Genomic DNA, 24,994 nt, shown 5'->3' with positions numbered 1-24,994 from the left:
CGTCGCCAATTCCACTGAACTGACGGGGCGTCAGGTCCGCGCTGGGGCCGAGTTTTCCTGCCTCAGCTGTGCGAGGGGAGACGGCATGGCCACGTTCTGGCTGGGCGGCGCCGAATGGCTGGCCGTGCTGCGGATCGGCCTCGGCCTGTGGTGGCTGGGAAGCTGGCGCCACAAGGACAAGAAGGGCTGGTTGCAGCGCGGCACGGGCATCGCGTGGGCGGCCGATGTCGCCGCGAAACACCGCTGGAAGGCGGTCACCAAGGGCTTCGACGCGGTCGTCGCGCCACGGCCCGTGCTCATGGCCCACGTCGTCGTGTACGCCGAACTGGCCCTCGGGCTGGGGCTGATCGCCGGGATCCTCACGCCGGTCGCGCTCATCGGCGGGCTCCTGCTCAACCTGCTGTACCTGGTGCTGATGATCCACGACTGGGCGGAGCAGGGCCAGAACAGCATGATGGCGCTCATCTCCCTCGTCGCCCTGGGCTGTGAAAGCTGGCAGAGCTGGTCGCTGGACGGCCTTCTGGGCCTCTTCCGATGACGACGGGGAACGCCGAGCACCGCGAGGACGAGGGGGAACACACCATGACGCGCACACCGGAACCGCCCTCGGACACCGGAACTCCGGCGGGTCCGCGTTACGACCGGCCCGCCGTCGACGCCTTCACCGCCCCGTACTGGCGGGCGGCTGCCGACGGCCGGCTGCTGCTGCGCCGCTGCCGAGCCGAGGGGTGCGGCGTCGCCCACCACTATCCGCGCGAATTCTGCCCCAGATGCTGGAGCGAGGACGTCGTGTGGGAGGAGGCGAGCGGACGGGCACAGCTGTACACCTGGTCCGTCGTGCACCGCAACGCACTCCCGCCGTTCCACGAACGCACTCCGTACGTCGCAGCTGTGGTCGAACTCGCCGAAGGGCCACGGATGATGACGGAAATCGTCGACTGCGCACGCGGGGCGTTGTCCGTCGGCATGGAGCTGCGGGTCGCCTTCCGCGCCGCACAGGCGGACGGAAGCGGAGGCGCGGACAGCGGGGAGATCGCCGTACCCGTCTTCCGGCCCGCGTGACCGGGAGCGCCGACGGCGGCAGGACGGGCGGCCTTCCGGGCGAGGGGCGGGCGCAGAACCCGCCGGGGACGGCTCGCGACGTGCGGTAACCCGTTGGCGGCCCCGCGGGCGCGTGGCGCATGCTGAGCGCATGCGCATACGAGAGGCCACAGCGGACGACTGGCCGGCCATCTGGCCCTTCTTCCGGACCATCGTCGCCGCGGGAGAGACGTACACCTACCCGCAGGACCTGGACGAGGCGGCCGGCCGCGGCCTGTGGATGCAGGAGCCGCCGGGGCGCACGCTCGTGGCCGTCGACGAGGACGGCACGGTCCTCGGCTCCGCCAAGATGGGCCCCAACCACATGGGGCGCGGCGCACACATCGCCAACGCCAGCTTCATGGTCGACCCGGACAGCGGACGCAAGGGCGTCGGCCGGGCGCTCGGGGAGCATGTCCTGCGGCTCGCCCGTCAGGACGGCTACCGCGCCATGCAGTTCAACGCCGTCGTGGAGACCAACACCCGCGCGGTCGCCCTGTGGAAGTCGCTCGGCTTCGACATCGTCGGCACGCTGCACGAGGGCTTCGAGCACCCCGAACACGGTTTCGTGGGGCTGCACATCATGTACCGGCTCCTGTGAGCCGGCCGGTGCCCCGCTGACGCGCACGGCGTCTCCCAGAGCCGTCCGACGGCCCTGAGAGACGCCCTGTGCCGTCCGGCGCCGCCGGAGCCGTCAGTCGCGGGCCAGTACGACGGTCCCGGAGGAGCAGAACCATCCCCCGGTGCCGGAGGCCACCGCCAGCTCGGGGAGCGACCCGTCGGCCCGCCGCACCTGCCGTCCCTCCCCGGCCTCGCCGCGCAACTGCCGTACCGCCTCGACGAGCAGGAACAGTCCGCGCATCCCCGGGTGGCAGGCGGACAGACCGCCACCGTCGGTGTTCACCGGCAGCTCCCCGTCCCGCAGCAGCCGGCCGCCCTCGACGAAGGCGCCGCCTTCTCCCTTGGCACAGAAGCCGAGGTCTTCCAGCGTCACCAGCGTCATGTACGTGAACGCGTCGTACAGCTGCGCGAGATCGATGTCTTCCGGCGCGACCCCCGCCTGCTGGAAGGCGGCCCGGCCCGACACGGCAGCGGGGGAGACCGTGAAGTCCTCCCACTCGGACATGGCCGCGTGCGAGAGAGCCGTTCCGGTGCCCAGCACCCGGACCGGCGGTACGGCCAGGTCGGGCACCAGGTCCTCGGCGGCGAGCAGTACCGCGCAGCCGCCGTCGGAGCGTATGCAGCAGTGCAGTTTGGTGAACGGATCGGCGATCACCGGCCCGGACAGCACCTCGTCCACGGTGATCGGGGAGCGGTACATGGCCTCCGGGTTGCTCGCGGCGTTCGCGCGGGCCTGCACCGCGATCTGCGCCAGCTGTTCCTGCGTGGTGCCGTACTCGTGCATATGGCGTCGGGCGGCCATCGCGTACTTGGCGATGAGCGTGTGCCCGTACGGCACCTCGAACTGGAGCGGCCCACGCGCGCCGAACGAGAGGTCCGAGGTGCGGCGGCCCGCCTTGATGTCCGCGCGGGCGGTCGAACCGTAGACCAGCAGCACGGCGTTCGCATGGCCGGCCGCGATCGCGTCGGCCGCGTGCGCGGCCATCACCTCCCAGGTGGAGCCGCCGACCGAGGTCGAGTCCACCCACTGCGGACGCAGCCCCAGATGGTCCGCGACCTCCACCGGGGCCAGCGTGCCCAGCCCCGTCGAGGCGAGGCCGTCGATGACGGAGCGGTCGAGGCCGGAGTCGGCGAGCGCCCTGCGGGCCGCCTGCGCGTGCAGGGTGTAGGGCGTCGCCTCGTCGACCCTGCCGACGTCGGAGAGTGCCACACCGGCGACGACGACGCCTCGTCCGCCCCTGCTGGGCCCACGGGTGCCGGACGGTGCAGCTGAGGTGGAAAGCGGTCCGGTGGCGACGGAATCCATGGAACTGACGGTACGTCAGTTATGCGGACGCGTACAGATGGCGAAGGAAACGGTGGTACGCCCGCCCGTGCGGCGGCTCACTGTGGCCGGGCTCTCCGGTCGCACCTCTGGGCATCTGTGCCCCCTCTCCTTAATATGACGCCCCGTCAGTTACGAGGGGGTCGAGCCCGTCATGGACACCGCGCTCTCCGAGGAACAGGACGCCATCCGCCGCACGGTGCGGGCACAGCTCGCACACCGGTGCGGCCCCGACGAGGTGAGGTCCGCGACGCGGACCGGACCGGGATACGACACGGCGCTATGGCAGGCGCTCGCGCAGCGCCCCGGGCTCCCCGGGCTCACGCTGCCCGAGCGGTACGGCGGTGCGGGCCGGGGTGCCACGGAGCTCGCCCTCGCCCTACAGGAGACCGGACGGGCGCTGCTCCCGTCACCGCTGCTGGCCACAGCTGTGCTGGCCGCACCGCTCATCGACGGGCTGGGCAGCGACACCCAGCGCGCGCGGCTGTTGCCGCGGCTCGCCTCGGGCGAGCTGACCGCGGCATTCGCCGTGCCGTCCGGGTCGCTGCCCGTCGCGCTCGGCCTGCTCGATCCGCCGCCCGCGCATCTTCCGCAGGCAGCGGGCGGTTCCGGCGACTGGGCCGGAGGCGGCCGGGCCGGCGGGGTCCAGGCCGTCCGCGACGGCGGGGAGTGGCGCCTGTACGGCGAGTGCGCCCAGGTGCTCGACGGGCACAGCGCGGGGCTGCTGCTGGTCGCCGCGCACGCGGGCGGTTTCGTCCGCAGCCGCACGCTGCTGTTCCTCGTCGACGGCGACGCCCCCGGCCTGGTCCGGCGGCGGCAGGAGGCGCTCGACGAGACGCGCCCGCTGGCCCGTCTCGAAATGCGGGACGTGGCAGGTGAGTTGCTCGGTGCGGACACCGTCGGGAACGGCGGGGACCCCGGAGACCCCGGAGACACTGTGGGAGGCGAGGACGTGCGCGGGGCCCTGGCGGGTGCCGGGCACCGGGTGGCGGCCGTGCTGGCGGCGGAGGCCGTGGGAGCGGCCGAGGGCGCCCTGAACCGTGCGGTGCGCCGGGTGGGCTCCGGGGAACGGGGAGACGGGCCCGCGGGGCCGTTCGCCGCCGTACGGCACCGGCTGGCCGAGGTCCACGTCCAGGTGCGGGCGGCCCGTTCGGCGGCGCACCACGCGGCGTGGGCGGTGGACGCGGGCACGGCCGAGGCGGGTGCGGCGAGCGGGACGGCGCTGGCGCACGGGCTGGAGGTGCTGCGTCTGGCGGCGGGGGAGGCGGTGCAGCTGCACGAGGAAGGGGGCGTCGGCGAAGAGGACGCGGCACAGCTGTACTTCGGGCGTGCGGCGGGGAGTGAGGCGCTCTTCGGCCCCGTGCACGGGCTGCGGTCCCGTGCGGCCGGAGTGGCCGGGCTGTTCACCGGCTCAGCTGGGGAAGAGAACGCCACAGCTGCGGAAGAAAACGGTGGCCGAGGTGTGGCAGCCGGCGGAGGAGGACCTCGTGCGCCGCGGGGAACACCCGCCGCGCGGTGAACCGGGGGCGCGCTCCCACGGAGGGCGGGCCCGGGTCTGATCAGGTGCGTCCGGCGGCAGTTCGGCCGGTGCGTCGCGGACCGGGGTGTGCTGGAACGTCGTGGTGGGGACCGCGCCGGCAGGGCGGACAGCGGTCGGGGAACGCCGTGTCTGCGGGTTACTTGGGGGGCTTCTTGCCCGTCACGCCCATGTGGACGAGGAGGGCGAGGCTCGGCTTGAGTTCGGCCTGTTTGACACCCCAGGACTGGAAGCCCTTCTGGTGCCCGGCGACGGAGGCCAGCATCGCGACGAGGGAGCCCGCCACGGCCATGGGGTTGATGTCCTTGTCGACCTTGCCCTTGGACTGGAGCTCCTTGATCGAGTCCGCAAGGGAGTTGTTCACCGAGTTGAGGATCTTCATGCGGATCTTGTAGAAGCGCTTGTCCCCTTCGGCGGCACCCAGGTCGACGACGCGCAAGATGGCGTCGTTCTTGCGCCAGAAGGACAGGAATCCCTCGACCAGGTCCTCGGCGGTCTGCCGCCCCGCCTTGCCCACCCAGGAGCGTCCTTCGACCAGTCCCGTCAGCTGTTCGCCTTCCTGCGCCATGGCGTTGGCGATCTCCAGGACGGCGCCTTCGACATCGGGGAAGTACTGGTAGAAGGTCGCCGGGGACGTGCCCGCCTTCCGTGCGACGTCGATGACCTTGACGTCGCGGTACGGCGACGAGCTGAGCATCTCGCTGAGGCAGTCGAGCAACTTCTGCCGCGTCGCCTGACCGCGGCGTCCGGCCACCCGGCCGTCGACGGTTCGAACTTGTCCTGTCATGCCGTCAGCTTACCGAGGGGTGAACTGCCCGCTATTCGTCGCGGGCAAATGGGGTGCACCCCTTCCGGGACGCCTCCACGGGCGCTCGTCGGCCCTCGCCGGAGGCCGGATCCGGCTGGCCGGAAATCGCCGTGGTGAGGCGGTGCGGCGGTAGTGCGCGAGGCCCCGCGGCGGCTCTCCCCGGCGGACGCCGGGAACGGGCGGGCCCGCGCGCGAAGGGCCTCGTGGCGCCCCGTCCGGGGAACGCGGGCGAAGCCTGACAGGGAAGGAATAGCGGTCTTCTGCCCGAATGTAGGCGTTCGCCGGGCGCCGGTGACACTTCCGGGCCGCCCCCGGGTTCGCAACCGGCGCCTTCGCCAGGAAGAATCGGCCTCTGGACCGCAGGTCCGGCACGGCAGTGAGAGGCTGCACGGGGCGGAACAACGTCGTACAGCCCCTACGGGGAGGTGGCAGGCAAGTGGTGGAGCAGCTGACGCAGCACGATCCGCGGCGGATCGGCCAGTTCGAGGTGCTCGGCCGCCTCGGCGCCGGCGGCATGGGGCTGGTCTACCTGGCGCGCTCGGCCTCCGGCCGGCGCGTGGCGATCAAGACGGTGCGGACCGAGCTCGCCGAGGACCAGCTGTTCCGGGTGCGGTTCACGCGCGAGGTCGAGGCGGCACGCGCGGTGAGCGGCTTCTACACAGCTGCGGTGGTCGACGCCGATCCGCGTGCCGCCATCCCGTGGCTCGCCACCGCATATGTGCCCTCTCCCTCCCTTGAGGAAATAGTGAACGAGTGCGGCCCGCTGCCCGTTCAGGCGGTGCGCTGGGTCGCGGCCGGGGTCGCGGAAGCGTTGCAGTCCATCCACGGCGCCGGCCTGGTGCACCGCGATCTGAAGCCGTCCAATGTGCTGGTCGTCGAGGACGGGCCGCGGGTCATCGACTTCGGTATCGCCTCCGGCGTCTCCAACACCCGGCTGACGATGACGAACGTCGCCGTGGGCACGCCCGCCTACATGTCGCCCGAGCAGGCCCGCGACTCACGCAGCGTGACGGGCGCGAGCGACATCTTCTCGCTGGCGTCCACGCTCGTGTTCGCCGCCACCGGCCATGCGCCCTTCCACGGGGCGAACCCCGTCGAGACGGTCTTCATGCTGCTGCGTGAAGGCCCCGACCTCGAAGGTCTGCCGGACGCGCTGCGCCCTCTGATCGAGTCCTGTATGCGGATGAACGCGGAGGAGCGCCCCACCCCGGCCGATCTCCAGGCACAGCTGGCCCCGCATCTGTTCGGGGCCGGCAGCGACGACAGCGGGACGGTGTCCGCCTGGCTTCCGAGCACAGCTGTCGCACTGATCGAACGCCGCAGGGGCAGCGGCCGGGGCGCCCCGCGGCTGCCCCGGACGGACGCCCCCGCCCAGGACGGGGCCGGCTCGGGCCCCGCCGGTCCCGCACCGGCGCCCGGCGACCAGCGCGCCGCGGGAACCGGCCCGGACGACCGGTTCGCGCGGGCCGACGGCTCCCACCCGGAAGCCGTGCCCTCCGGGGCGGCGCCGCCCGTCGGTACGCCCGCCCCGGAGTGGGAACACGGCTTCTCCGCGGGCCCCGGCGGCCCCGCCGCGCTCGGCAGCCCCGGGCGTCCCGCCTCGACGGGTCCGGGCGCCCAGGGCACCCCGGGCCCGGGGACCGGAGCCCCGCCCGTCGTCTCCCGCCCCGCCTCGCAGCCGGGCAGCCCCGACGGCGGCCCCGTCCGGCTGCCCGGATCGCAGGTCCAGATCGGCCCCGGGCCCCGCCGCCCCGACGAGACGGGCCGGGGCACCGGAGCGAACCCCACCTCGGGCTGGGTACGGCCCCCGGAGGGCACGCAGTCGGCCCCGGCCCCGTCGTCGGCCGCTCCGCCCCGGCCGCCCGAGCAGAGCCCCTCGTACGACGGTTCGGGCCCGTCCGGTGCGCCCCTGCCGCCGCCCGCGGCACCGCCGTCGGCGTCCGCGTCCCCCTCCGGGGCCCCGGCGCGCTCCGGCTCCGGGCCGCGGCACGCCGCGAGCCCCGGGCACGGCGGCGGACTCCCGGCACAGGGCGAGCCCCCGGCGCACGCCGCACCGGGCCCGCCCGCGGCCGGCGCGCCGCAGTCACCGCCGCACGGGATCTCCCTCACCGGCCCCGGCCCGGCCGCTGCCCGCGCCGACGGAGCGGCGCACGCGCCCGGCGCGCACGCGCTGCACCAACCGCCGTCGGCGCCCGCCACCGGGGCCGGCGGCCCGTTCCCGGCCGCGCCCCCGGCGCCGCCCGCACCGCACGCCCCGCCGCCGCAGGGCCCGCCCCGGACCGGCCCGGCGGTACCGGCCGCGCCTGCGCCGTCCCCCGCGTCCCCGCCGTCCGCGGGGGCCCCGGCGTCCTCGGCGCCGTCCCCGCAGTCCTCCGCCGCGCCTTCCCGGGCGTCCGGCGGCCCTTCGGGGGCGCACGCTGCGGGCGGTGGCGCCGGGCAGCGCTGGCGGCCCTGGCGCTTCCGGATGTCGAACGACGTGTGGGGCTCCCCGGTCGTCGCGGACGACCTCGTGTACGTGACCTCGTTCGAGGTGCACGCGCTGGATGTGACCAGCGGTCGCAGGCAGTTCAAGACCCGCGAGGTCGCCTGGTCGATGGCCGTCTCCGGTGGAAGGGTGCACGCCTCCGACGGCCCGAGCCTGTACGCGCTCGACGCCCGGGACGGCTCCGAGCGCTGGCGGCTCGCGACGGACGGCTGGGTGTACGCGCTCCAGGTCGACCGGGGCACGGTCGTCACCGGTACGCGTGGCGGCGGAGTCCAGGCGTGGGAGGCCGCCACCGGCGAGAAGCTGTGGGAACTGAGCGGCGCCCAGACCGACTTCGAGACGCCCGAGGGCGGCCCGGTCATCGCGGGCGGCGCCGTCCATCTGTGGGCGGACGGCCGGCTGTACGCGCTGGACGCCCGGACGGGCGCCGAGCGGTGGTCGTACCCGGTCGGGGACGTCTCCGCGACCGGCGGCGTGCCGGTCCGGGTGACCGTCGCGGAGGACGGCGTCGCCTATGTGTGCGCCGGTTCACGGGTGTTCGCGCTGGACGGTGCCACGGGCGCGGAACGGTGGCGCTTCGACGCCCCCGCCGCCTTCCTGTGCCCGCCGGCTTTCGTCCCCGGTCCCGGCGTCACCGGCGGCGGCATCTACCTCGCGGACTACCTCGGCACCGTCTACGCGCTCGACACCGGCAACGGCCACGACAGATGGCGCATCGCGACCGAGGCACGGCACTCCGGCGAACCCGTCGTCACCGCCGACGGGTTGGTGCACCTCGGCAGCGGAAGCGCCGTCTACACGCTCGACGCGGTGAGCGGAACCCCGCGCTGGCGGTTCGCCACCGGCGCTGATGTGGTCGGTGCGCCCGTCGTCGCGGACGGCCGGGTGCACTTCGGGTCGGCCGACCACTGTCTGTACACCGTGGACGCGGTCGGCGGACAGCTGCGCTGGAAGCTGGCCACGGGCGGCGAGGTGACCGGCTCGCCGGTGGTGGTCGGCGGCGTGGTGTACGCCTGTAGCAAGGACCGCTGCGTGTACGCGCTGGACGCCGCGAAGGGCACCGGCCAGTCGCGCCCGACGACGTGATGCCCGCGTCAGCCGGGTGAGTTCCGCGCGCAGCTCTGTCTGCGGCGGCGCGAGTTCTCCGCTCGGCTGTGTGTGCCGTTCCGGCTGCGAGCCTCTTCCTCTTCGTGCCGCCTCGGCTGCGTGTGCTCTTGTCGGTGACGTGTTTTCCGTTGCCAGCTGGGCGAGTTCAGTCTGTGGCGGGGCGAAGACCGACACCAGCTGCGCGAGTTTCCCCCTGGGGGTGGGACGAGCCTCGTTCCCAGCTACGTGAGTTCGGCCCATCGCGGCCACTGCCCGGCCGGATTGCGCGCACCTGCTCCGGTGGACTCGGGGCTGTGGCATGCGCGTTCGTGGCTGCCGCGTCGGCGTGCTTCCGCGTCTCTGCCGGACGCCCGGCGGGGCCGCTATGCCGCGTTCCTGCCCGCGCCTCCCCCGCCGCTCTGTCCGTCCTGTTCGCCCGTCCCGCTGTCGTCGTGGTGCCGGTGCCGGAGTCGTCGGAGCACGCCGGTCTCCTCGCCCTCCTGGCGGCCCGGACGTTCGCCTTCCGGCCGCTGCTGTGCCGCGCGGGCCTCTTCCGGGCTGTACGGGGGCGGCGGGGGAACCGGGGGCAGCTGTTGGGTGATCTCGGCCGGAGTCTCCGGCTCGGTGCCGGACGTCGCCCGGGGCCAGGCTGCCGGCCCGGTGACGGTGGGCCGGGGCTCCCTGCCGTAGGGCACGGCGGCGGACGGTGGGACGGGCCGGGGCGGCCGGTCCGCCGGTGCGGCCGGCTGCCCGGCCTCCCCCGCACCTCCCGGGCGTTCACCGGGGCCGGTCTCCGGGCCGTGGGGCGGGGCGGGCTCCGGCCGGCTGCCGTAGGGCCAGGAAAGGCTCTGACGGGTGCTGTAGGACGGGGCGGGCCCGGACGGAGCGCCGTAGGCCGGGGTGCCCTCGGGCGGTGTGCCGTAGGGCTCGCCGGGGCGGTGCTCGGTGTCGTAGGGGTCCCCCGGCCGCGGGGCGGAGCCGTGCGGTCCTGCGGCCGGGGACTCCGCAGGGCGGGCGCCCCAGGGCTCGGCCGACTGGGGCACGGGACGGTAGGGCGCGGTCTGCTGCGGCCCGGTCCCGTGGGGCGCGCCCGCCGTCGTGCCGTAGGGATCCTCCGGCGGGGGCGCGGGGCGGTAGGCGGCGTTCTGCTGCGTTCCGGTGCCGTAGGGCTCCCCAGGGCGGGGCTCGGCGCCGTACGGCTGCTCACCGGGGCGGGGGCCGCCGTACGGACCGGACGGAGGTGTGGCGGGAGCCGGGGGGTAGGGCTCTCCGGGCGGCGGCTGCGGGGTGTACGGCTCGCCGGGGTGCGGCACTTCGCCGTACGGCTCGTAGACGCGCTGTTCGCCGCGCTCGGTGTCGAGCCGCTGGGAGCGCCGTCGGGCGGCCGTCCGGTGGCCGCTCATGACGGCTGCGGCGAGCAGCAGGAGGAGGCTGCCGCCGAACGCGAGGGCGGTGCCGAGCCCGAGCCCGTTCCCGGCGCCGTCGACGGACAGATCGCCTGCTGCCTGGCCCTGCCGGACCATCCACAGAATGGTGAAGCCGAGCGCCAGGACACCGGCGACCGTCAGCAGATACCGCGAGCGGATCAGGACGCCCAGCACCGTCACCACGGCCGCGGCCAGCATCACCAGGAAGAGGCCGGTGAGGAGTCCGGCGGCGGAGCCCGTGATGCCGCCCGGCTCGAAGAGCTGGTCGAGGCGGAAATCACGCCCGAGGCGGCCGTCGTACCACGGACGGAAGGGGCTCCATACGACAGCCGCCGCTCCGATGAGGGCGAGCAGCGACCCGAGAAGGTTCCGGATCATTCCTGTCGCCTCGCTTTCCGGCGCCGGTCACCGCGCCGTACGGGTGCGTGATCCGTTTCCGACGCTACGCCGGGGCCCGGGCACCCGCCATCGGAAGCCGCCGGGCCCCGATCCGTTCGAGGAGGTGCCCCGGCAGGGGAACCTCTCGGCGTTCCGTGACGTCTCCGCCCGGTGATGTCGCTTGTGCTGAACGCGACAAGACACTGGCAGTCGACCACAGGGGGATGGCATGAACCGGAGTCGCCACATCAAGCTGCTCACCGCGGTCGCGGTGGTGCTGCTCGCGCTCAGCGGGTTCAGTCCCGCGCGCGGCTCCGGCGGCAAGGGCTCCTCGGGCGGCGGCAGGAGCCACTCGTCCGGCGGCGGGGGCGGGTGCAGCAGCAAGAGTTCCAGCAGCCACAGCAGCGGCTCCGGCAGCTCGGACAGCGACTTCGGCAGCGGCTCCTCCGGCAGCTACGACGACGGGTACCGGGACGGCTACCGCCGCGGCAACCGGTACCACTCCGGCACCGGTTCGTCCGGGTCCGCCAGCAGCTCACCCGGTTCGGGCAGCTCCGCCAAGGGCACCGTCACCCGGTGCGCGGGGAGCACGGGGGAGCCCCGCGCGACCGTGCAGGTGCGCAATCCCTCCGCCGGCAGCCGCACGTACACGGTGACGGTCGACTTCCGCGGCTCCTCCGGCACCACCGTCGACACCGGTGAGGCGACGGTCACGGTGAGCGGCAAGGCCACCAGGAGCGTGCGGGTGCCGATGAGCGACCCGGCCGAGGTGGACGAGGTCACCGACTGCGTCGTGCGTTCGGTCGTCTGACGCGAGGGAAGACGCGCCGGGGGAACGGCAGGGAAGCGGTGGGGAAGCGTGAAGCCTCGTCGGCTCACCGTCCGCAGATGTCGCCGCACGCGCGGCGTCCACAGATGACGGACACCGGCCGCCTCGGACCCGGTTGTCCGCTCAGCTGTGCCTCTTCCCGCCGTCCGTGTCCGGCTGGTCCGGTGGGTGCGCTCTGCTCTCCCGGACCGGTGGCCGGTCCTGCCGGGCCCGCCGTCCGAAGAGCGTGGCCTGGCTGTCGGGCGGCAGATTGCCGAGGGCGATCAGCTGCGGGGCGAGGGCCATGGCCCCGGCGCGGGCGGCCTCCTTGGTGGCCCACAGGGCGCGGACGGTGCCCTGCACGGCCTCGGGCGGATAGGAGGCCAGCACACGGGCGCACCGCAGCGCGTGCTCCAGCGCCTGCCCCGGCGGAGCCAGTTCGGACACCAGGCCCGTCTCGTAGGCGCGGCGTCCGGAGAGCCGCTCGGCTGTGCCCATCAAGGCCATCCGGGCCACCTCGCCGTGCGGCATCCGCTGTGCCATGGCCATGGCCTCGTAGGCGCTGACCATGCCGTACGTCGTGTGCGGGTCGAAGAACGTGGACTCCTCGGTGGCGACGAGGAATTCGGCCTCGCCGAGCAGATAGAAGGCTCCGCCGCAGGCCATGCCCTCGACGGCGGCGACGACGGGGATCCACAGGTCGTTGGCCTTGGGGCCGATGCGCAGCAGCGGGTCGTCGAGGGAGTAGGGCGAGTGCGGCTGGGCGGGGGCGTCGTCGCCGGTCATCGCGGAGCGGTCCATGCCGGTGGTGAACGCCTTGCCGCCGGCGCCGGTGACCACGGCGGCGCGCACGGCCGGGTCGGCCCGGAGCGCGCGCCAGGCGTCCGCCAGGGCGGCCGCGTCGTCGAGGTCGAGCGCGTTGTGCTTCTCGGGCCGGTCGAGGACCACGGTGGCGACGCCGTCCCGCGTCGAGGTGCGGATGGTCACGGCCGCTCCAGGAGCCAGCGCGGCACGGTCGTTCCGGGGGCCATCTCGTGGAAGACGGCTTTGACGGGCGCTCCGATGCGCAGCTTCGCCGGGTCGACGGAGTCCAGGGCGGCGTCCGGTGCGGCGACGACGTTGCCGGCCAGCCGGATCCCCGGGGCTTCGGACAGCTCCACCAGCACGGCGTTGTAGGGCGCCTGTTCGGCGTACGCGGGCAGCAGCGGGGGATGCGGCAGTACGTAGGACCAGATGCGGCCGCGGCCGCTCATCCGCTCCCAGCTGTCCGCGAACGACTGGCAGCGGGGGCAGCAGGGGCGCGGCGGGAAGCGCAGCTCTCCGCAGTCGGCGCAGGACTGCACGCGCAGTTCGCCGCGTGCCGCGTACTCCCAGAACGGCGCTCCGTCCTCGTCCGGTACGGGCAGCAGCAGGCCGTTGTCGGACTGGGTGCGCAGCTGTGGGCCGGAAGCCGTGGCGCCGGTGCGGCCGGAAGCGTCCGGGCCGGCCGCCGGTGCGCCGTCCTTCCGCGCGGTCTGCTGTGCGGGTACAGATGTCCGGGTGCTCTTCGGATGCGTCGCCATGGGTCAACTCCTCAGCAGCAGTGCGGAGGTGGGCACGCCTTCGCCGGCGGTGACGAGGCAGGTCGAGGCGTCGGGCACCTGGGCGGTGGAGGTGCCGCGCAGCTGGCGGACGCCTTCGTTGATCAGGTTGAAGCCGTGCACATACGCCTCGCTGAGGCCGCCGCCCCCGGTGTTGAGGGGCAGCCGTCCGCCGATCTCCAGCGCCCCGCCCTCGGTGAACGCCCCGCCCTCGCCGCGTCCGCAGAAGCCGTAGCCCTCCAGGGACAGCGGGACGAGAGCGGTGAACGCGTCGTAGATCTGGGCGACGTCCACATCCTGTGGACGCAGATCGGCGCCCTCCCAGAGCCGGCGTGCCGCCGTCCAGGCCGGGCCCTCCAGCGGGTCGTCGCACCAGTAGTTGACCATGCCGTGGTGCTGGGCCGGCATCCCCTGCGCCGCGGAGTGGACGAGCACGGGACGCCGGCGGCAGTCGCGGGCACGGTCGGCGGAGACGACGACGCAGGCGAGCGCACCGTCGGTCTCCAGGCAGTTGTCGTACAGGCACAGCGGTTCGCTGATCCACCGTGCCGTCATGTACATCTCGCGCGTCAGGGGGCGTTCGTACATCATCGCGGCCGGGTTCTGGTTGGCGCGGTTGCGGCAGGCCAGCGCGACGTTGAACAAGTGGTCGCGGCTGACGCCGAATTCGTGCATGTAGCGGCGGGTCAGCATGGCGATCTCGTCCACCGGGCGCAGCAGACCGAAGGGCCGGGTCCACTGCGCGGGCGTCGGCAGCTGTTGCTGTGTGTTGCGCCACGGGCGCGCTCCCGAGCCGCGCTTGCGGGAGCGCCAGGCGACGCCGACGGTCGCCTGGCCGGTGGCGATCGCGGCGGCGAGGTGCGCCACGGTGGCGCACGAACCGCCGCCCCCGTAACCGACCTTGGAGAAGAACGTCACATCGCCGGCGCCGATGGCCTTGGCGACCTCCACCTCCTCGGTCTCCTCCATCGTGTACGAGGCGAAGGCGTCCACCTCCGAGGGTGCTATGCCCGCGTCGTCGAGCGCGTCGAGCACGGCGCGGCAGGCCAGGGTCTTCTCGGCTTCGGGCAGGTGTTTGGCGAACGGCGTCTGGCCGATGCCGACGATCGCTGCGGCGTCCTTCATCGGATACCTCCGGTGTGGTCCGTCCGTCGGGCATCTCTCGCGCGTCCGGAGCCCGCGTCGCGGGTGCACGGCCGCTGACAGTGCGCGAGGCTACAGCTAATCTGACGGGTAGTCAGCTAGTGCGGGAGGAGCAGTTCGTCCCGGGACGGCACCGACGCGCCCCGGCGGCCCGCGCGCAGCAGCGGACGAAGGAGGCCGGGTGAACACCACGGACACACCACCGGAACCGCCGTCCGGCGCCGGGACGGGCACGGGGGCGGCACGGCACGGCACCTCGGCGGTGAGAGGCCCCGAGGGTGCGGCACGACCGGCGGCAGCCGCCGAACCACCGCCGGACGAGGGGACGTTGGCGGCGGACGGCGCACCGGCGGCGGCCCGTTCCGGAACCGGCGGCACCGGATCCGTGTCCGCACAGCTGTCGCCCCCCGCGGCGGATGCGGCAGGGGACGAGGTATCGCTTGCACAGCTGTGCACCGTCCCGCAGCTCGTGCGGTACGCCGCCGACCGGTACGGCGCCCGCGAGGCCGTCGTCGAGGGACGCACCCGTATCGACTGGAGGGAGCTGGCCGCACGTGTGGAACGGGCGGCGGCCGCCTGCATCGCCACGGGAGTCGAACCCGGCGACCGGGTGGCCGTGTGGGCGCCGAACACCCTCGACTGGATCGTCTCGGCCCTCGGCGCCGTCACGGCGGGGGCCGTCCTGGTGCCGCTCAACACCCGCTTCAAGGGCGCGGAAGCGGCCTATGTGCTGCGCCGCACCCGGGCCCGGCTGCTGTTCGTCACCGGGACCTTCCTCGGCACGTCCTACGTCGCCTCCCTGCGCCGCGCGACGGCCGAGGGCGACGGGGAGGGGCCGCTGCCGGGACTTCCGCATCTGCGGGACGTGGTGGTCCTCGCCCACGACGCACCCGCCGGCTTCCGCAGCTGGCCCGACTTCCTCGACGCCGGCGACGGGACACCCGCCGCACGCGTACGCCGCCGCGCGGGCGCCGTCACCGCCGACACGCCCTCCGACATCACCTTCACCTCGGGCACCACGGGCCACCCCAAGGGGGCCGTCGTCACCCACGGCCAGACCCTGCGCGTGTACCGCACCTGGAGCGCACTCGCCGGACTGGACGCGGACGACCGCTACCTCATCGTCAACCCGTTCTTCCACACCTTCGGGTACAAGGCCGGGATCATCGCCTGTCTGCTGCGCGGCGCGACGATGATCCCCCAGCCCGTCTTCAGCGCGGAGACCGCCCTCGCCCATCTGGCGACGGAACGGGTCAGCGTGCTGCCCGGGCCGCCCAACCTGCACCAGGCGCTCCTGGACCACCCCGCGCGCCGCACGTACGACCTCTCGGCGCTGCGCCTGGTGGTCACCGGTGCCGCCGTCGTCCCGCTCACGCTCGTCGAGCGGCTGCGCGGCGAACTCGGCGTGCGCGACGTGGTGACCGCGTACGGGCTCACGGAAGCCTGCGGGACCGTCACCATGTGCCGCCGAGGAGATCCGCCCGAGGTCGTCGCCGGAACATCCGGCCGGGCGATCCCCGGTACCGAGGTGCGGACCGTGGGCCCCGACGGCGCCCCGCTGCCGCCGGGGGAGCCCGGCGAGGTCCTGGTGCGCGGCTACCACGTCATGACCGGCTACTTCGAGGAACCGGAGGCCACAGCAGAGGCGTTCACCGCCGACGGATGGCTGCGTACCGGCGACGTGGGCGTGTTGGACGGCGAGGGCAATCTGCGCATCACCGACCGGCTCAAGGACATGTTCATCGTCGGCGGCTTCAACGCCTACCCCGCCGAGATCGAGCAACTGCTGGCCCGGCACCCGGACATCACCGAGGTGGCCGTCGTCGGCGTCCCGCACCCGCGGCTGGGCGAGGCCGGCAAGGCGTATGCCGTGCGCCGGGCCGGGGCGGGCGTCACAGCTGAGGAACTCATCGCCTGGGCACGGCGCGAGATGGCCAACTACAAGGTGCCCCAGGAGGTCGAGTTCGTCCGCGAACTGCCGCGCAACGCGAGCGGAAAGGTGGTCAAGACACAGCTGCGGGAGAAGGGCCACCGGCACGGGTGACAGTTGTGCGGCGCTCGTCCGCGCGGCCGCGGTCCGTCCGGTGGGATGCCTCTCCGGGGCCCGCGTAAGGAGATGCGCGGCGGAGGAGCGCACCCACCGGCGCGCCGGGGCCGACCGCGCGCCCGGGCCGGAACAGGGCGAGCGGGGCCGGTGTTGAGGCGGATGTCCCGTGCGCGCCGTGTCGGGGCGGGGGAGGTCGTCGGTCCGTGGAGGAGAGCGTCATGTCGAGACGTCATGTCGAGACGTCGTGCCGGGGCCGCTCAGGAAGCGGGGCCCGCCACCTCACGGGTGGTGGCGGGCCCCGGGTCGGTGCCGGCTTCAGCTGGAGCTGGAGTGGTTGTCGTCTCTGACGGAGACGGTGGTGCCCCCGGCGTCGGCCGTCACGGACGAACTGTGGTTGTCCGCGGGCGAGGAGGTGGCGCTGTCCTGGGCCAGCGCGGGCGCCGACGCGCCGGCGAGCACGGCCCCGGCGAGGAAGCAGGCCGCGAGAAGGGATTTCCGAGAGGTCACTGTGGCTCCTCCGAGTAGGGAACGGTCATTCTGTCGTCCGGCGCAGTACGGAACCGGGAATTCCAGCCCGGTGGAGCACAACGCCCCCTTGGGTGATGCCCACCCACTCCGTGTACGCACACGAGTGGGCCGCGGGCGACGGCACCCCCTCTTTGCCGTCGGCCGCGGCCCACATCTTTCTCCGGGCGGCTGGTTACTTCACCGGCTCGCTCGAACCGTGGTTCTCATCCAGCACGCTCGGAGGGGTCGAACCATGGTTCTCCTGCGTGCCGAGGTCGACACTCGAACCGTGGTTCTCGGTGGTGGTCAGGTCGTCGTTCTTGCGCTTGGCCTTCTTGGTCTTTTCCTCGGTGGCCATGGTGGCTTGCTCCTTGGTTCGGCCTGTTGGGCAAGTGCCCGCCCAGCGGCTCCCCCGTGGGCCGCCGGACGGGCGCGTCGGACCGCTCACCATAAGAGGCGACGGTTTCCCCCCTGACGTCGGCCCGCCTGCCCCCCGACGCGACGGGCCGATGAGAAGAGCATGGCCGAAGGCGATAAACGAACGATGAACAGGCGTTTGACCTGGTCCTCGACCGGCGGGAGCGCCCGCCGGCGGTTCAGTGCGTCAGCGTGGTGAGCAGCGCGCGCACTTCCTCCGCCTCCACGGAGCCGAGTTCCTCGAAGATGCTCAGCGCCTCGTTCCAGCACGCCTCGGAGCGGCCGGCCTGGCCGACCTCAGCGAGGGCCTTCCCGAGGGCGACGAGGACGGTGCCACGCCGCCACTCGCCCCCGATCGCGCGCAGGGCCAGGGCCTGTTCGGCGTGGGAAGCGGCCCGGCCCGCCTCGCCCCGCATGAGCAGGGCCTCCGCGATCCGGAAATGTGTCACGCCCTCCCAGCGCATCTGCCGGGTCTCGTGGAACAGGGCCCGGGCGCGCTCCAGTTCCGCCAGCCCCTCCTGGGTGCGCCCGGCGCGGGCCAGTGCGCAGCCGAAGGTGTAGCGCGCGTTGGCCATGCGGATGGTGCTGCCCATCTTCTGGTAGATGGCCAGACCTTGCTGCGCCAGCTCGATCGCCTCGGAGTGCTGCCCGAGCGCGGCGTGCACGCGCGAGAGGTTGCACAGCGCGCTGGCCTCGCTCGGCAGGTTGCCGTCCTCGCGGAAGGCCGCCACGGCGTGCCCCAGGTGCACCTCGGCCTCCTGGAAGCTGCCCTGGTAGGTCTTGATGATGCCGAGGTCGTTGGGTGCGTAGCTGCTCGCCAGCGGGTCCCCGGTCGCCCGGGCGAGGTCGAGGGCCTGCTGCGCCTCGGCCTCCGCCAGGGGGAAGCGGCCGGCGACGGTGTAGGTGTGCGTCAGCATGAGCCGTGCACGGGCCTCGGTGACCTTGTCCCCGGCGTCGATGGCGGCGTCCCGCACAGCTGTGGCCGACTGTTCGTAGCGCAGCGAGTGGATGCCGGAGTCGGCGAGGTCCTTGGCCGCGATGAGCAGGTCGGCGGCCTTGCGCCGGGATTCCGTGGCCGCGGACTGCTTGACGCAGGAGAGCAGGCAGTCGGCCTCGGCGAAGAGCCAGTCGACGGACGCGTTCCAGTCGGTGAATTCGAGGCCCTGGCCGGACACCCGGGCGAGATGGTCGACGGTGCGGTCGCCCGCGCGGTTGATGGCGAACATGCGGGCAGCTGTGGACAGATAGAAGTCCAGGAGCCGCTCCAGCGCCGCCGTCCGGACGGCCGGCGGCTGCTCGTCCCGCTCCGCGCACGCACGGGCGAACAGGCGGACGAGGTCATGGAACCGGTACCGGCCGGGCGCCGCGGACTCCAGCAGCGAGGTGTCGACGAGCGACTCCAGCAGGTCCTCGGCCTCGTCGTGCGTGATGCCGAGCACAGCTGCGGCGGCGGGGACGGAGACGTCCGGCCCGTCCGTCAGCCCGAGGAGCCGGAAGGCTCGGGCCTGTTCGCTGTCCAGCTGGCCGTAGCCGAGTTCGAAGGTGGCCTTCACGGCGAGGTCGCCGGCCTGGAGTTCGTCGAGGCGGCGGCGCTCGTCGGCGAGTTTGGACGAGAGCGTGGCGACCGTCCAGGTGCGGCGTGAGGCGAGCCGTGCGGCGGCGATCCTGATGGCGAGCGGCAGGAATCCGCAGGCGGCGACGGTGTCCATGGCGGCTTTGCGCTCGGCGGCGACGCGTTCGGCGCCGACGATGCGGCTGAAGAGGGCCATGGCCTCTTCGGGGCTCATGACGTCGAGGTCGACGAGGTGGGCTCCGGCCAGGTCGACCATGCGTGCGCGGCTGGTGATGAGGGCGGCGCAGCTGCCGGTGCCGGGAAGCAGCGGACGGACCTGTGCGGCGTCGTGCGCGTTGTCCAGCAGCGTGAGGATGCGCCGGCCGGCGAGGAGGGAGCGGAAGAGCGCGGAACGGTCCTCCAGCTTCTCCGGTATGTCGGAGTCCGGGGTGCCCAGGGCGCGCAGGAACGAGCCGAGCACGGCGCTGGGTTCAGCGGGTGAGGCTCCCGCTCCCTGGAGGTCGACGTAGAGCTGGCCGTCGGGGAAGCGGTCGGCGGCACCGTGCGCGACGTGGATGGCCAGGGTGGTCTTGCCGACGCCGCCGATGCCGGCGACGGCGGAGACGGCCATGACGGTCCCGTCGGCCTCGGCGAGTTGATCGCTGAGTTCCGCGACGAAGGAGGCGCGCCCGGTGAAGTCGGCCACGGTGGCCGGAAGCTGGGCGGGCCGGGTGAAGGTGGGCGCGGCGGCGGTGATGGGCGCGTCGGCCTGGTAGGCGAGCTCCTCGTCGGCTTCGAGGATGCGCTGTTGCAGTTCGGCGAGTTCGGGGCGCGGGTCGACGCCGAGTTCGTCGGCGAGGAGGCGCCGGGTGTCGGCGTAGACGGCGAGGGCCTCGGCCTGGCGGCCGCTGCGGTAGAGCGCGAGCATCAGCAGCTCGCGCAGGCGTTCGCGCAGCGGGTGTGCGGCGGTGAGCGCGGTGAGCTCGCTGACGGCTTCGGCGTGGCTGCCGGTCTGGAGGTCCAGATCCAGGCGGTGTTCGAGCAGACCGAGGCGCCATTCCTCCAGGCGGGCGCGGTGGGTCTCGGCGTAGGGGCCGGGGACGTGGGCGAGGGCTTCGCCGTCCCAGAGGTCGAGCGCGTGGTTGTAGAGGCGGCGGGCCTGGGCGCGGTCCCCGCAGGAGGCCGCTTTCTCGGCGCGTACGGCGAGATCGTGTGCGGTGTCCAGATCGAGTACGGCGTCGGGCCCGGTGCGGATGGCATAGCCGCCGGACTCGCTGACGAGGATGTCGGCGTCCGGCCCGAGGGCCTTGCGGATGCGTGAGGCGTAGGTGCGCAGGGCGGCCTTGGCCTGCTCCGGCGGGTCCTCGCCCCAGACGGCGTCGATCAGCTCCTCGGCCGTCGCCGTCCGCCCTCCGCGCAGCAGCAGGGCCGTGAGCAGGGCTTTCTGCTGGGGAGAGCCCATGGCGAGTGCGTGGTCACCGCGCCCTGCGCGCACAGGGCCGAGCACGGAGAAGTGAAGGTGGTGTTCCCGGTGCTCCGTTCCGTGTCGGGTGTGATCCTCGGCGCCCATGGTGCCCCCTGCGATCCGCTCCATTGCCGCAGGGGTCAGTCTGCCTTGTCCATGGCAATTACGTCAGCTCGGGTACCGGCCTCTCCAGCATCCCCGCGAAAACTTCGTAATCGATTTCAAGGGCCGGCCGGGCCGTGGGGCACCGGCGAAGGGCCCGGCCGACCCCGTCCTTCGTTCCGGAGCGGGCCCGACGGAGCACAACGAACGGCGGTGCACGGGGACCTGACGGGCCGTCAGTTCGGCGCTACCGTGGCCGTATGGAGACCTTCCCCAGGATCATTTCGGTGGACGACCACACGGTCGAGCCTCCCCACGTCTGGCGGGACCGGCTCCCGTCGAAGTACCGGGACACCGGGCCCCGCATCGTCCGCGCCCCTCTGAAGGAGATGACGTTCAAGGGCGGCCGTTTCGCCCCCACGATGGGGCAGCCGGGGGACGAGGGCCCACTGGCCGACTGGTGGGTGTACGAGGAACTGCGCCGCCCGCTGACCCGGCTGGACACCGCCGTGGGCTACGACCGTGACGAGGTACGGCTGGAGGCGATCACCTACGAACAGATGCGCCCCGGCTCCTACAGCGTGCCCGACCGGCTGGCCGACATGGACGTCAACCACGTCCAGTCGGCCCTGTGCTTCCCCACGTTCCCCCGCTTCTGCGGCCAGACGTTCACCGAGGCGTCGGACCGGGAGCTGGGGCTGCTCGGGGTCCGCGCCTACAACGACTGGATGGTCGAGGAGTGGTGCGGCCCGGAGGCGGGCGGACGGCTGATCCCGCTCACCCTGGTGCCGCTGTGGGACGCCGAACTGGCGGCGCAGGAGGTGCGGCGCAACGCCGAACGCGGCGTGCGGGCGGTGTGCTTCTCCGAAATACCGCCGCATCTGGGGCTGCCGTCGATCCACGGGGACGAGTGGGACCCGTTCCTGCGCGCCTGCGACGAGACCGGCACCGTCATCGCCATGCACATCGGCTCCTCCAGCCGGATGCCGTCCACCTCTGCGGACGCTCCGCCGGCGGTCGGCTCCACCATCACGTTCGCCAACTGCTGTTTCTCGATGGTCGACTGGCTCATGAGCGGCAAGTTCGACCGCTTCCCGAACCTGCGGATCATGTACGCCGAGGGCCAGATCGGCTGGATCCCGTACATCCTGGAACGCGCGGACGTGGTGTGGGAGGAGAACCGGGGCTGGGGCGGCGTCGCCGACAAGGTGCTGAACCCGCCGTCCGAGCTGTTCGCACAGCACGTCTTCGGCTGCTTCTTCGACGACGCGTTCGGGCTGAAGAACCTGGACGCCATCGGCGTCGGCAACGTCCTGTACGAGACGGACTACCCGCACTCGGACTCCACCTGGCCCCGCTCCAAGGAGGTCGGGGAGGAACAGATGGGGCATCTCGCACCGGACGTCGTCGAGCGCATCGTGCGCGGCAACGCCATCGACCTGCTGGGGCTCACCGCCGAAGGACTGTGGCCCGGCTCGGCTCCCACGACGGCGGGCGCGTAGTGGATTTCGGCATACAGCTGCCGGTGCAGTCGCTCAGCGTGATGTTCGCGGAGCCGTGGGAGGCCGACGCGGGGCCCGAGGAGCTGCTGGAGGTGGCGTGCGCCGCCGAGCGGCACGGCTTCGGGTACATCGCCTGCTGCGAGCACGTGGCGATACCGCGCCGGCTGGCCACCGCGATGAGCACCGTGTGGTACGACCCGGTGGCCACCTTGTCCTTCCTGGCGGCGCGCACGGAACGGATCCGGCTGCTGAGCCATGTCGCGGTCGTCGGACTGCGGCATCCGCTGGCGACGGCCAAGCAGTACGCCACGCTCGACACGCTGTCGGGCGGACGGCTGACCCTGGGCGTCGGCGCGGGCCATGTGCGCGAGGAGTTCGAGGCGCTCGGCGTCGACTTCGACGGGCGGGGCGCGCTGCTGGACGAGACGATCGAGGCGCTGAAGGCGGCGCTGGGCGAGGAGGAGTTCCCCTCGTTCACGGGGGAGCGCTTCTCCTTCACCGGCCTCGGCCAGCGCCCCCGCCCGGTGCAGCGGCCGCGACCGCCGCTGTGGGTGGGCGGCTCGTCCCCCGCGGCCGTGCGCAGGGCGGCGCTGCACGGTGACGGCTGGCTGCCGCAGGGCGACCCCCGCGAGGTGCTGCCGGAGCGCATCGCGCGGATACGACAGCTGCGCGAGAAAACGGGCCTGGCGGACGAGGAGTTCACCGTCGGGGCCATCGCGGAGCCGCTGTACGTGGGGACACCGTCGTGGCGCGTGGGCCGCCGCACGCTGACCGGGAGCCCGCAGGCCCTGGCCGCCTCGCTGCGGGAGTACGCGGACATGGGCGTCCATCAGGTGCAGGTCCGTTTCCGCAGCCGCTCCGTGGCCGAACTGACGGATCAGATGGCGGCGTTCGGACAGGAGGTCGCGCCGGCGGCCGGCTGACCGGCGGCCGTGCGCGAACCGTGCGGACGGGCCGGAGGGAGACCGGATGGGCAGGATGGACGGGCGGGTCGTGGTGGTGACCGGTGCGGCCCGGGGACAGGGAGAGCACGTGGCGCGGCTGCTCGCTGAGGAGGGTGCGCGGGTGGTGCTGGGGGACGTGCTCGACGAGCAGGGCGAGCGGGTGGCCCGGGAGATCGGTGCGGAGCGCGCGCTCTACGCGCATCTGGACGTGCGGGACGAGGACGGCTGGCGTGCGGTGGCGCACCGGGCCGCCGAGCGGTTCGGCAAGGTCGACGGACTCGTCAACAACGCCGGGATCCTGCGGATGAGCGCCCTCGTGGACACGCCGGCCGCGGAGTTCCGCGAGGTGGTCGACGTCAACCAGACGGGCAGTTTCCTGGGGATGCGCACCCTGGTGCCGTACCTGGAGGAGGCCGGCGGCGGCACCGTCGTCAACACGGCCTCCTACGCGGCGCTGTCCGGGATGGCGTTCCTGACGTCCTATGCGGCGTCGAAGGCAGCTGTGGTCGCGATGACACGGGTGGCCTCGATGGAGCTGGCGGGGAAGGGGATCCGGGTCAACGCGGTGTGCCCGGGCGCCGTGGACACCGCGATGACCGACCCGGCGAAGGCCACCGGGGACGCCCGGACGACACCGGAGCTGGACTCCTTCTACGCGCGGGTGATCCCGCAGGGGCGCATCGGCCGGCCGCAGGAGGTGGCCCGGATGGTGCTCTTCCTCAGCTGTGACGACTCCTCGTACGTGACGGGCCAGCCGTTCGTGATCGACGGCGGCTGGCTCGCCGGGGTGTCCGTGCTCTGAGGGCCGGAGTCCGCGCCTCCCGGAGCGGGCCGGGCGCGCGGAGTGTCCGCGGGCTTCCGCAGCAGATGCGGAAGCCCGCCGTCGCGTGCGCAGATGCCGCGGTTTTCCGGCCCGCGGCCCCGCCGCTGCCCGGCGGGCACGGGTATTGACGGCCCCCGGAGCCGGTGCGAGAGTCGTCGGGAAGCCAGAACTGACGCTCCGTCAGATACGCGTGAGAGGTGAACCGACGTGGAATTCGGGCTCTTTGTTCAGGGGTACGTACCGGCCTCACGCGCCTCGGCCGACCCGCAGGCCGAACACAAGGCGCTGCTCGAAGAGACCGAGTACGTCATCCAGGCGGACAGGTCCGGCTTCAAGTACGCCTGGGCCTCCGAGCACCACTTCCTGGAGGAGTACTCGCACCTCTCCGCCAACGACGTCTTCCTCGGCTACCTCGCGCACGCCACCGAGCGCATCCACCTCGGCTCCGGCATCTTCAACCCGCTGCCCACCGTCAACCACCCGGTGAAGGTCGCGGAGAAGGTCGCCATGCTCGACCATCTCTCCGGCGGACGCTTCGAGTTCGGCACCGGCCGGGGCGCCGGGAGCCACGAGATCCTCGGCTTCCTGCCGGGCATCACCGACATGAACCACACCAAGGAGATCTGGGAAGAGACCATCGCCGAGTTCCCCCGGATGTGGCTCCAGGACGAGTACCAGGGCTTCCAGGGCACGCACTGGTCCCTGCCGCCGCGCAAGGTGCTGCCCAAGCCGTACGGGGCCGCTCACCCCGCCATGTGGTACGCCGCCGGGTCGCCGCCGTCGTACGCCATGGCGGCACGCAAGGGCCTCGGGGTGCTCGGCTTCAGTGTGCAGAAGGTGTCCGACATGGAGTGGGTCCTCGACTCCTACAAGGGCGCCGTCAAGGACGCGGAGCCGGTCGGCGCGTTCGTCAACGACAACGTCATGGTGACGTCCACCGCCATCTGTGCGGAGACGACCGAGAAAGCCCGGCGGATCGCCGTGGGCGCCGGCCTCAACTATCTCCAGTCGCTGCTCTTCCGCTACCACGACACGTTCCCGCGCCCCGACGGCATCCCCGAGTGGCCCGAGCTGATCCCCGAATACACCGAGGAAGTCGTCGACCTGCTCATCTCCGAGGAACTGATGATCTGCGGCAACCCGGAAGAGGTCCTCCAGCAGTGCAAGCGCTGGGAGCAGGCCGGCGCCGACCAGCTGTGCTTCGGACTGCCCGTCGGCATTCCGCGCGAGGACACCCTCAACTCGATCAAGCTGATCGGCGAGCACGTCATCCCGCAGATCGACACCGACCCCGTGCACCGCACCACCCGCTTCCGGGACGCGGCCGCCGGCTGACGGCGACCGGCGGGGCCGTCCCC

At 73.0% G+C, this 24,994-nt stretch carries 20 protein-coding genes; 11 read left to right on the top strand and 9 right to left on the bottom strand.

Going from position 1 to position 24,994, the window contains the following annotated elements:
* Nucleotides 1-85: 85 nt before the first annotated feature.
* From SCA03_RS10190 to SCA03_RS10180, 3 genes are all read left to right on the top strand, one after another.
* Entirely contained in the window at nt 86-538 is a 453-nt protein-coding gene (locus SCA03_RS10190; RefSeq protein WP_086816312.1) for a DoxX family protein, read from the top strand.
* Nucleotides 539-582: 44 nt separating this feature from the next.
* On the top strand, nt 583-1,062 hold the full coding sequence (locus SCA03_RS10185) for a Zn-ribbon domain-containing OB-fold protein (RefSeq protein ID WP_170297968.1): 480 nt from the start codon (nt 583-585) through the stop codon (nt 1,060-1,062).
* A gap of 130 nt (nt 1,063-1,192) precedes the next feature.
* Complete coding sequence (locus SCA03_RS10180; RefSeq protein ID WP_086816308.1) at nt 1,193-1,681, top strand: GNAT family N-acetyltransferase; 489 nt, start codon at nt 1,193-1,195, stop codon at nt 1,679-1,681.
* A 93-nt stretch (nt 1,682-1,774) separates the two neighbouring features.
* Here SCA03_RS10180 and SCA03_RS10175 read toward each other — a convergent pair whose 3' ends face one another.
* Nucleotides 1,775-3,007: a thiolase C-terminal domain-containing protein gene (locus SCA03_RS10175; protein WP_086816306.1), complete on the bottom strand. Its 1,233-nt coding sequence runs from the start codon at nt 3,005-3,007 to the stop codon at nt 1,775-1,777.
* Between the two features lie 172 nt (nt 3,008-3,179).
* Between SCA03_RS10175 and SCA03_RS10170 the strand changes: the two genes are divergently transcribed.
* The gene (locus SCA03_RS10170; protein WP_086816304.1) at nt 3,180-4,544 is read left to right on the top strand and encodes an acyl-CoA dehydrogenase family protein; all 1,365 of its coding nucleotides are present in this window, start codon (nt 3,180-3,182) and stop codon (nt 4,542-4,544) included.
* Nucleotides 4,545-4,701: 157 nt separating this feature from the next.
* Here SCA03_RS10170 and SCA03_RS10165 read toward each other — a convergent pair whose 3' ends face one another.
* Nucleotides 4,702-5,349: a TetR/AcrR family transcriptional regulator gene (locus SCA03_RS10165; RefSeq protein ID WP_030885330.1), complete on the bottom strand. Its 648-nt coding sequence runs from the start codon at nt 5,347-5,349 to the stop codon at nt 4,702-4,704.
* Nucleotides 5,350-5,806: 457 nt separating this feature from the next.
* Between SCA03_RS10165 and SCA03_RS10160 the strand changes: the two genes are divergently transcribed.
* Nucleotides 5,807-8,941, top strand: a complete 3,135-nt coding sequence (locus tag SCA03_RS10160; protein WP_174864489.1) for an outer membrane protein assembly factor BamB family protein — start codon at nt 5,807-5,809, stop codon at nt 8,939-8,941.
* 383 nt (nt 8,942-9,324) lie between these two features.
* On the opposite strand, the gene SCA03_RS35505 is transcribed toward SCA03_RS10160, so the two are convergent.
* Nucleotides 9,325-10,746, bottom strand: coding sequence for a hypothetical protein (locus SCA03_RS35505; RefSeq protein WP_174864488.1), 1,422 nt, complete (start codon nt 10,744-10,746; stop codon nt 9,325-9,327).
* 229 nt (nt 10,747-10,975) lie between these two features.
* Between SCA03_RS35505 and SCA03_RS10150 the strand changes: the two genes are divergently transcribed.
* Nucleotides 10,976-11,557 (top strand): hypothetical protein, encoded by a 582-nt coding sequence (locus tag SCA03_RS10150; RefSeq protein WP_030882700.1) that lies wholly within the window; start codon nt 10,976-10,978, stop codon nt 11,555-11,557.
* A 141-nt stretch (nt 11,558-11,698) separates the two neighbouring features.
* Here SCA03_RS10150 and SCA03_RS10145 read toward each other — a convergent pair whose 3' ends face one another.
* The 3 genes from SCA03_RS10145 to SCA03_RS10135 form a co-directional block, all read right to left on the bottom strand.
* On the bottom strand, nt 11,699-12,541 hold the full coding sequence (locus SCA03_RS10145; RefSeq protein WP_086815268.1) for an enoyl-CoA hydratase/isomerase family protein: 843 nt from the start codon (nt 12,539-12,541) through the stop codon (nt 11,699-11,701).
* Nucleotides 12,538-12,990, bottom strand: coding sequence for a Zn-ribbon domain-containing OB-fold protein (locus tag SCA03_RS10140; protein WP_230988582.1), 453 nt, complete (start codon nt 12,988-12,990; stop codon nt 12,538-12,540). Before SCA03_RS10140 ends, SCA03_RS10145 begins: the two co-directional genes overlap by 4 nt.
* A gap of 129 nt (nt 12,991-13,119) precedes the next feature.
* Nucleotides 13,120-14,259: a lipid-transfer protein gene (locus tag SCA03_RS10135; protein WP_030891189.1), complete on the bottom strand. Its 1,140-nt coding sequence runs from the start codon at nt 14,257-14,259 to the stop codon at nt 13,120-13,122.
* A gap of 415 nt (nt 14,260-14,674) precedes the next feature.
* On the opposite strand from SCA03_RS10135, the gene SCA03_RS10130 reads away from it, so the two are divergent.
* On the top strand, nt 14,675-16,321 hold the full coding sequence (locus SCA03_RS10130; protein WP_170297829.1) for a FadD3 family acyl-CoA ligase: 1,647 nt from the start codon (nt 14,675-14,677) through the stop codon (nt 16,319-16,321).
* A 318-nt stretch (nt 16,322-16,639) separates the two neighbouring features.
* Here SCA03_RS10130 and SCA03_RS10125 read toward each other — a convergent pair whose 3' ends face one another.
* The 3 genes from SCA03_RS10125 to afsR form a co-directional block, all read right to left on the bottom strand.
* Nucleotides 16,640-16,831, bottom strand: coding sequence for a hypothetical protein (locus tag SCA03_RS10125; protein ID WP_030891195.1), 192 nt, complete (start codon nt 16,829-16,831; stop codon nt 16,640-16,642).
* 193 nt (nt 16,832-17,024) lie between these two features.
* Nucleotides 17,025-17,189, bottom strand: coding sequence for a hypothetical protein (locus SCA03_RS35050; RefSeq protein ID WP_158102280.1), 165 nt, complete (start codon nt 17,187-17,189; stop codon nt 17,025-17,027).
* Nucleotides 17,190-17,427: 238 nt separating this feature from the next.
* Nucleotides 17,428-20,370, bottom strand: coding sequence for an SARP-family global regulator AfsR (gene afsR, locus SCA03_RS10120; RefSeq protein WP_030891197.1), 2,943 nt, complete (start codon nt 20,368-20,370; stop codon nt 17,428-17,430).
* Nucleotides 20,371-20,627: 257 nt separating this feature from the next.
* Between afsR and SCA03_RS10115 the strand changes: the two genes are divergently transcribed.
* The 4 genes from SCA03_RS10115 (at nt 20,628) to SCA03_RS10100 (ending at nt 24,971) form a co-directional block, all read left to right on the top strand.
* Nucleotides 20,628-21,869: an amidohydrolase family protein gene (locus SCA03_RS10115; protein ID WP_030891200.1), complete on the top strand. Its 1,242-nt coding sequence runs from the start codon at nt 20,628-20,630 to the stop codon at nt 21,867-21,869.
* A 41-nt stretch (nt 21,870-21,910) separates the two neighbouring features.
* Entirely contained in the window at nt 21,911-22,792 is an 882-nt protein-coding gene (locus SCA03_RS10110) for a TIGR03619 family F420-dependent LLM class oxidoreductase (RefSeq protein ID WP_086815270.1), read from the top strand.
* Between the two features lie 46 nt (nt 22,793-22,838).
* Nucleotides 22,839-23,615, top strand: a complete 777-nt coding sequence (locus SCA03_RS10105) for an SDR family NAD(P)-dependent oxidoreductase (RefSeq protein WP_030891206.1) — start codon at nt 22,839-22,841, stop codon at nt 23,613-23,615.
* 228 nt (nt 23,616-23,843) lie between these two features.
* Nucleotides 23,844-24,971 (top strand): LLM class flavin-dependent oxidoreductase, encoded by a 1,128-nt coding sequence (locus SCA03_RS10100; protein ID WP_030882732.1) that lies wholly within the window; start codon nt 23,844-23,846, stop codon nt 24,969-24,971.
* The last annotated feature ends 23 nt before the right edge of the window (nt 24,972-24,994 follow it).

It is taken from the genome of Streptomyces cacaoi (assembly GCF_006539165.1).
Lineage (GTDB): Bacteria > Actinomycetota > Actinomycetes > Streptomycetales > Streptomycetaceae > Streptomyces > Streptomyces cacaoi.
Note: the sequence above shows the minus strand (reverse complement) of the source record. Positions and strands in the feature narration are given on the sequence as shown.

Excerpts from the sequence above, each read along its gene's own strand:
- SCA03_RS35050 (WP_158102280.1), bottom strand. The coding sequence starts at position 17,189 with ATGGCCACCGAGGAAAAGACCAAGAAGGCCAAGCGCAAGAACGACGAC.
- SCA03_RS10165 (WP_030885330.1), bottom strand. The coding sequence starts at position 5,349 with ATGACAGGACAAGTTCGAACCGTCGACGGCCGGGTGGCCGGACGCCGC.
- SCA03_RS10185 (WP_170297968.1), top strand. The coding sequence starts at position 583 with ATGACGCGCACACCGGAACCGCCCTCGGACACCGGAACTCCGGCGGGT.
- SCA03_RS10150 (WP_030882700.1), top strand. The coding sequence starts at position 10,976 with ATGAACCGGAGTCGCCACATCAAGCTGCTCACCGCGGTCGCGGTGGTG.
- SCA03_RS10190 (WP_086816312.1), top strand. The coding sequence starts at position 86 with ATGGCCACGTTCTGGCTGGGCGGCGCCGAATGGCTGGCCGTGCTGCGG.
- SCA03_RS10115 (WP_030891200.1), top strand. The coding sequence starts at position 20,628 with ATGGAGACCTTCCCCAGGATCATTTCGGTGGACGACCACACGGTCGAG.
- SCA03_RS10110 (WP_086815270.1), top strand. The coding sequence starts at position 21,911 with ATGTTCGCGGAGCCGTGGGAGGCCGACGCGGGGCCCGAGGAGCTGCTG.
- SCA03_RS10135 (WP_030891189.1), bottom strand. The coding sequence starts at position 14,259 with ATGAAGGACGCCGCAGCGATCGTCGGCATCGGCCAGACGCCGTTCGCC.
- SCA03_RS10170 (WP_086816304.1), top strand. The coding sequence starts at position 3,180 with ATGGACACCGCGCTCTCCGAGGAACAGGACGCCATCCGCCGCACGGTG.
- SCA03_RS10175 (WP_086816306.1), bottom strand. The coding sequence starts at position 3,007 with ATGGATTCCGTCGCCACCGGACCGCTTTCCACCTCAGCTGCACCGTCC.
- SCA03_RS10105 (WP_030891206.1), top strand. The coding sequence starts at position 22,839 with ATGGGCAGGATGGACGGGCGGGTCGTGGTGGTGACCGGTGCGGCCCGG.
- SCA03_RS35505 (WP_174864488.1), bottom strand. The coding sequence starts at position 10,746 with ATGATCCGGAACCTTCTCGGGTCGCTGCTCGCCCTCATCGGAGCGGCG.
- afsR (WP_030891197.1), bottom strand. The coding sequence starts at position 20,370 with ATGGGCGCCGAGGATCACACCCGACACGGAACGGAGCACCGGGAACAC.
- SCA03_RS10180 (WP_086816308.1), top strand. The coding sequence starts at position 1,193 with ATGCGCATACGAGAGGCCACAGCGGACGACTGGCCGGCCATCTGGCCC.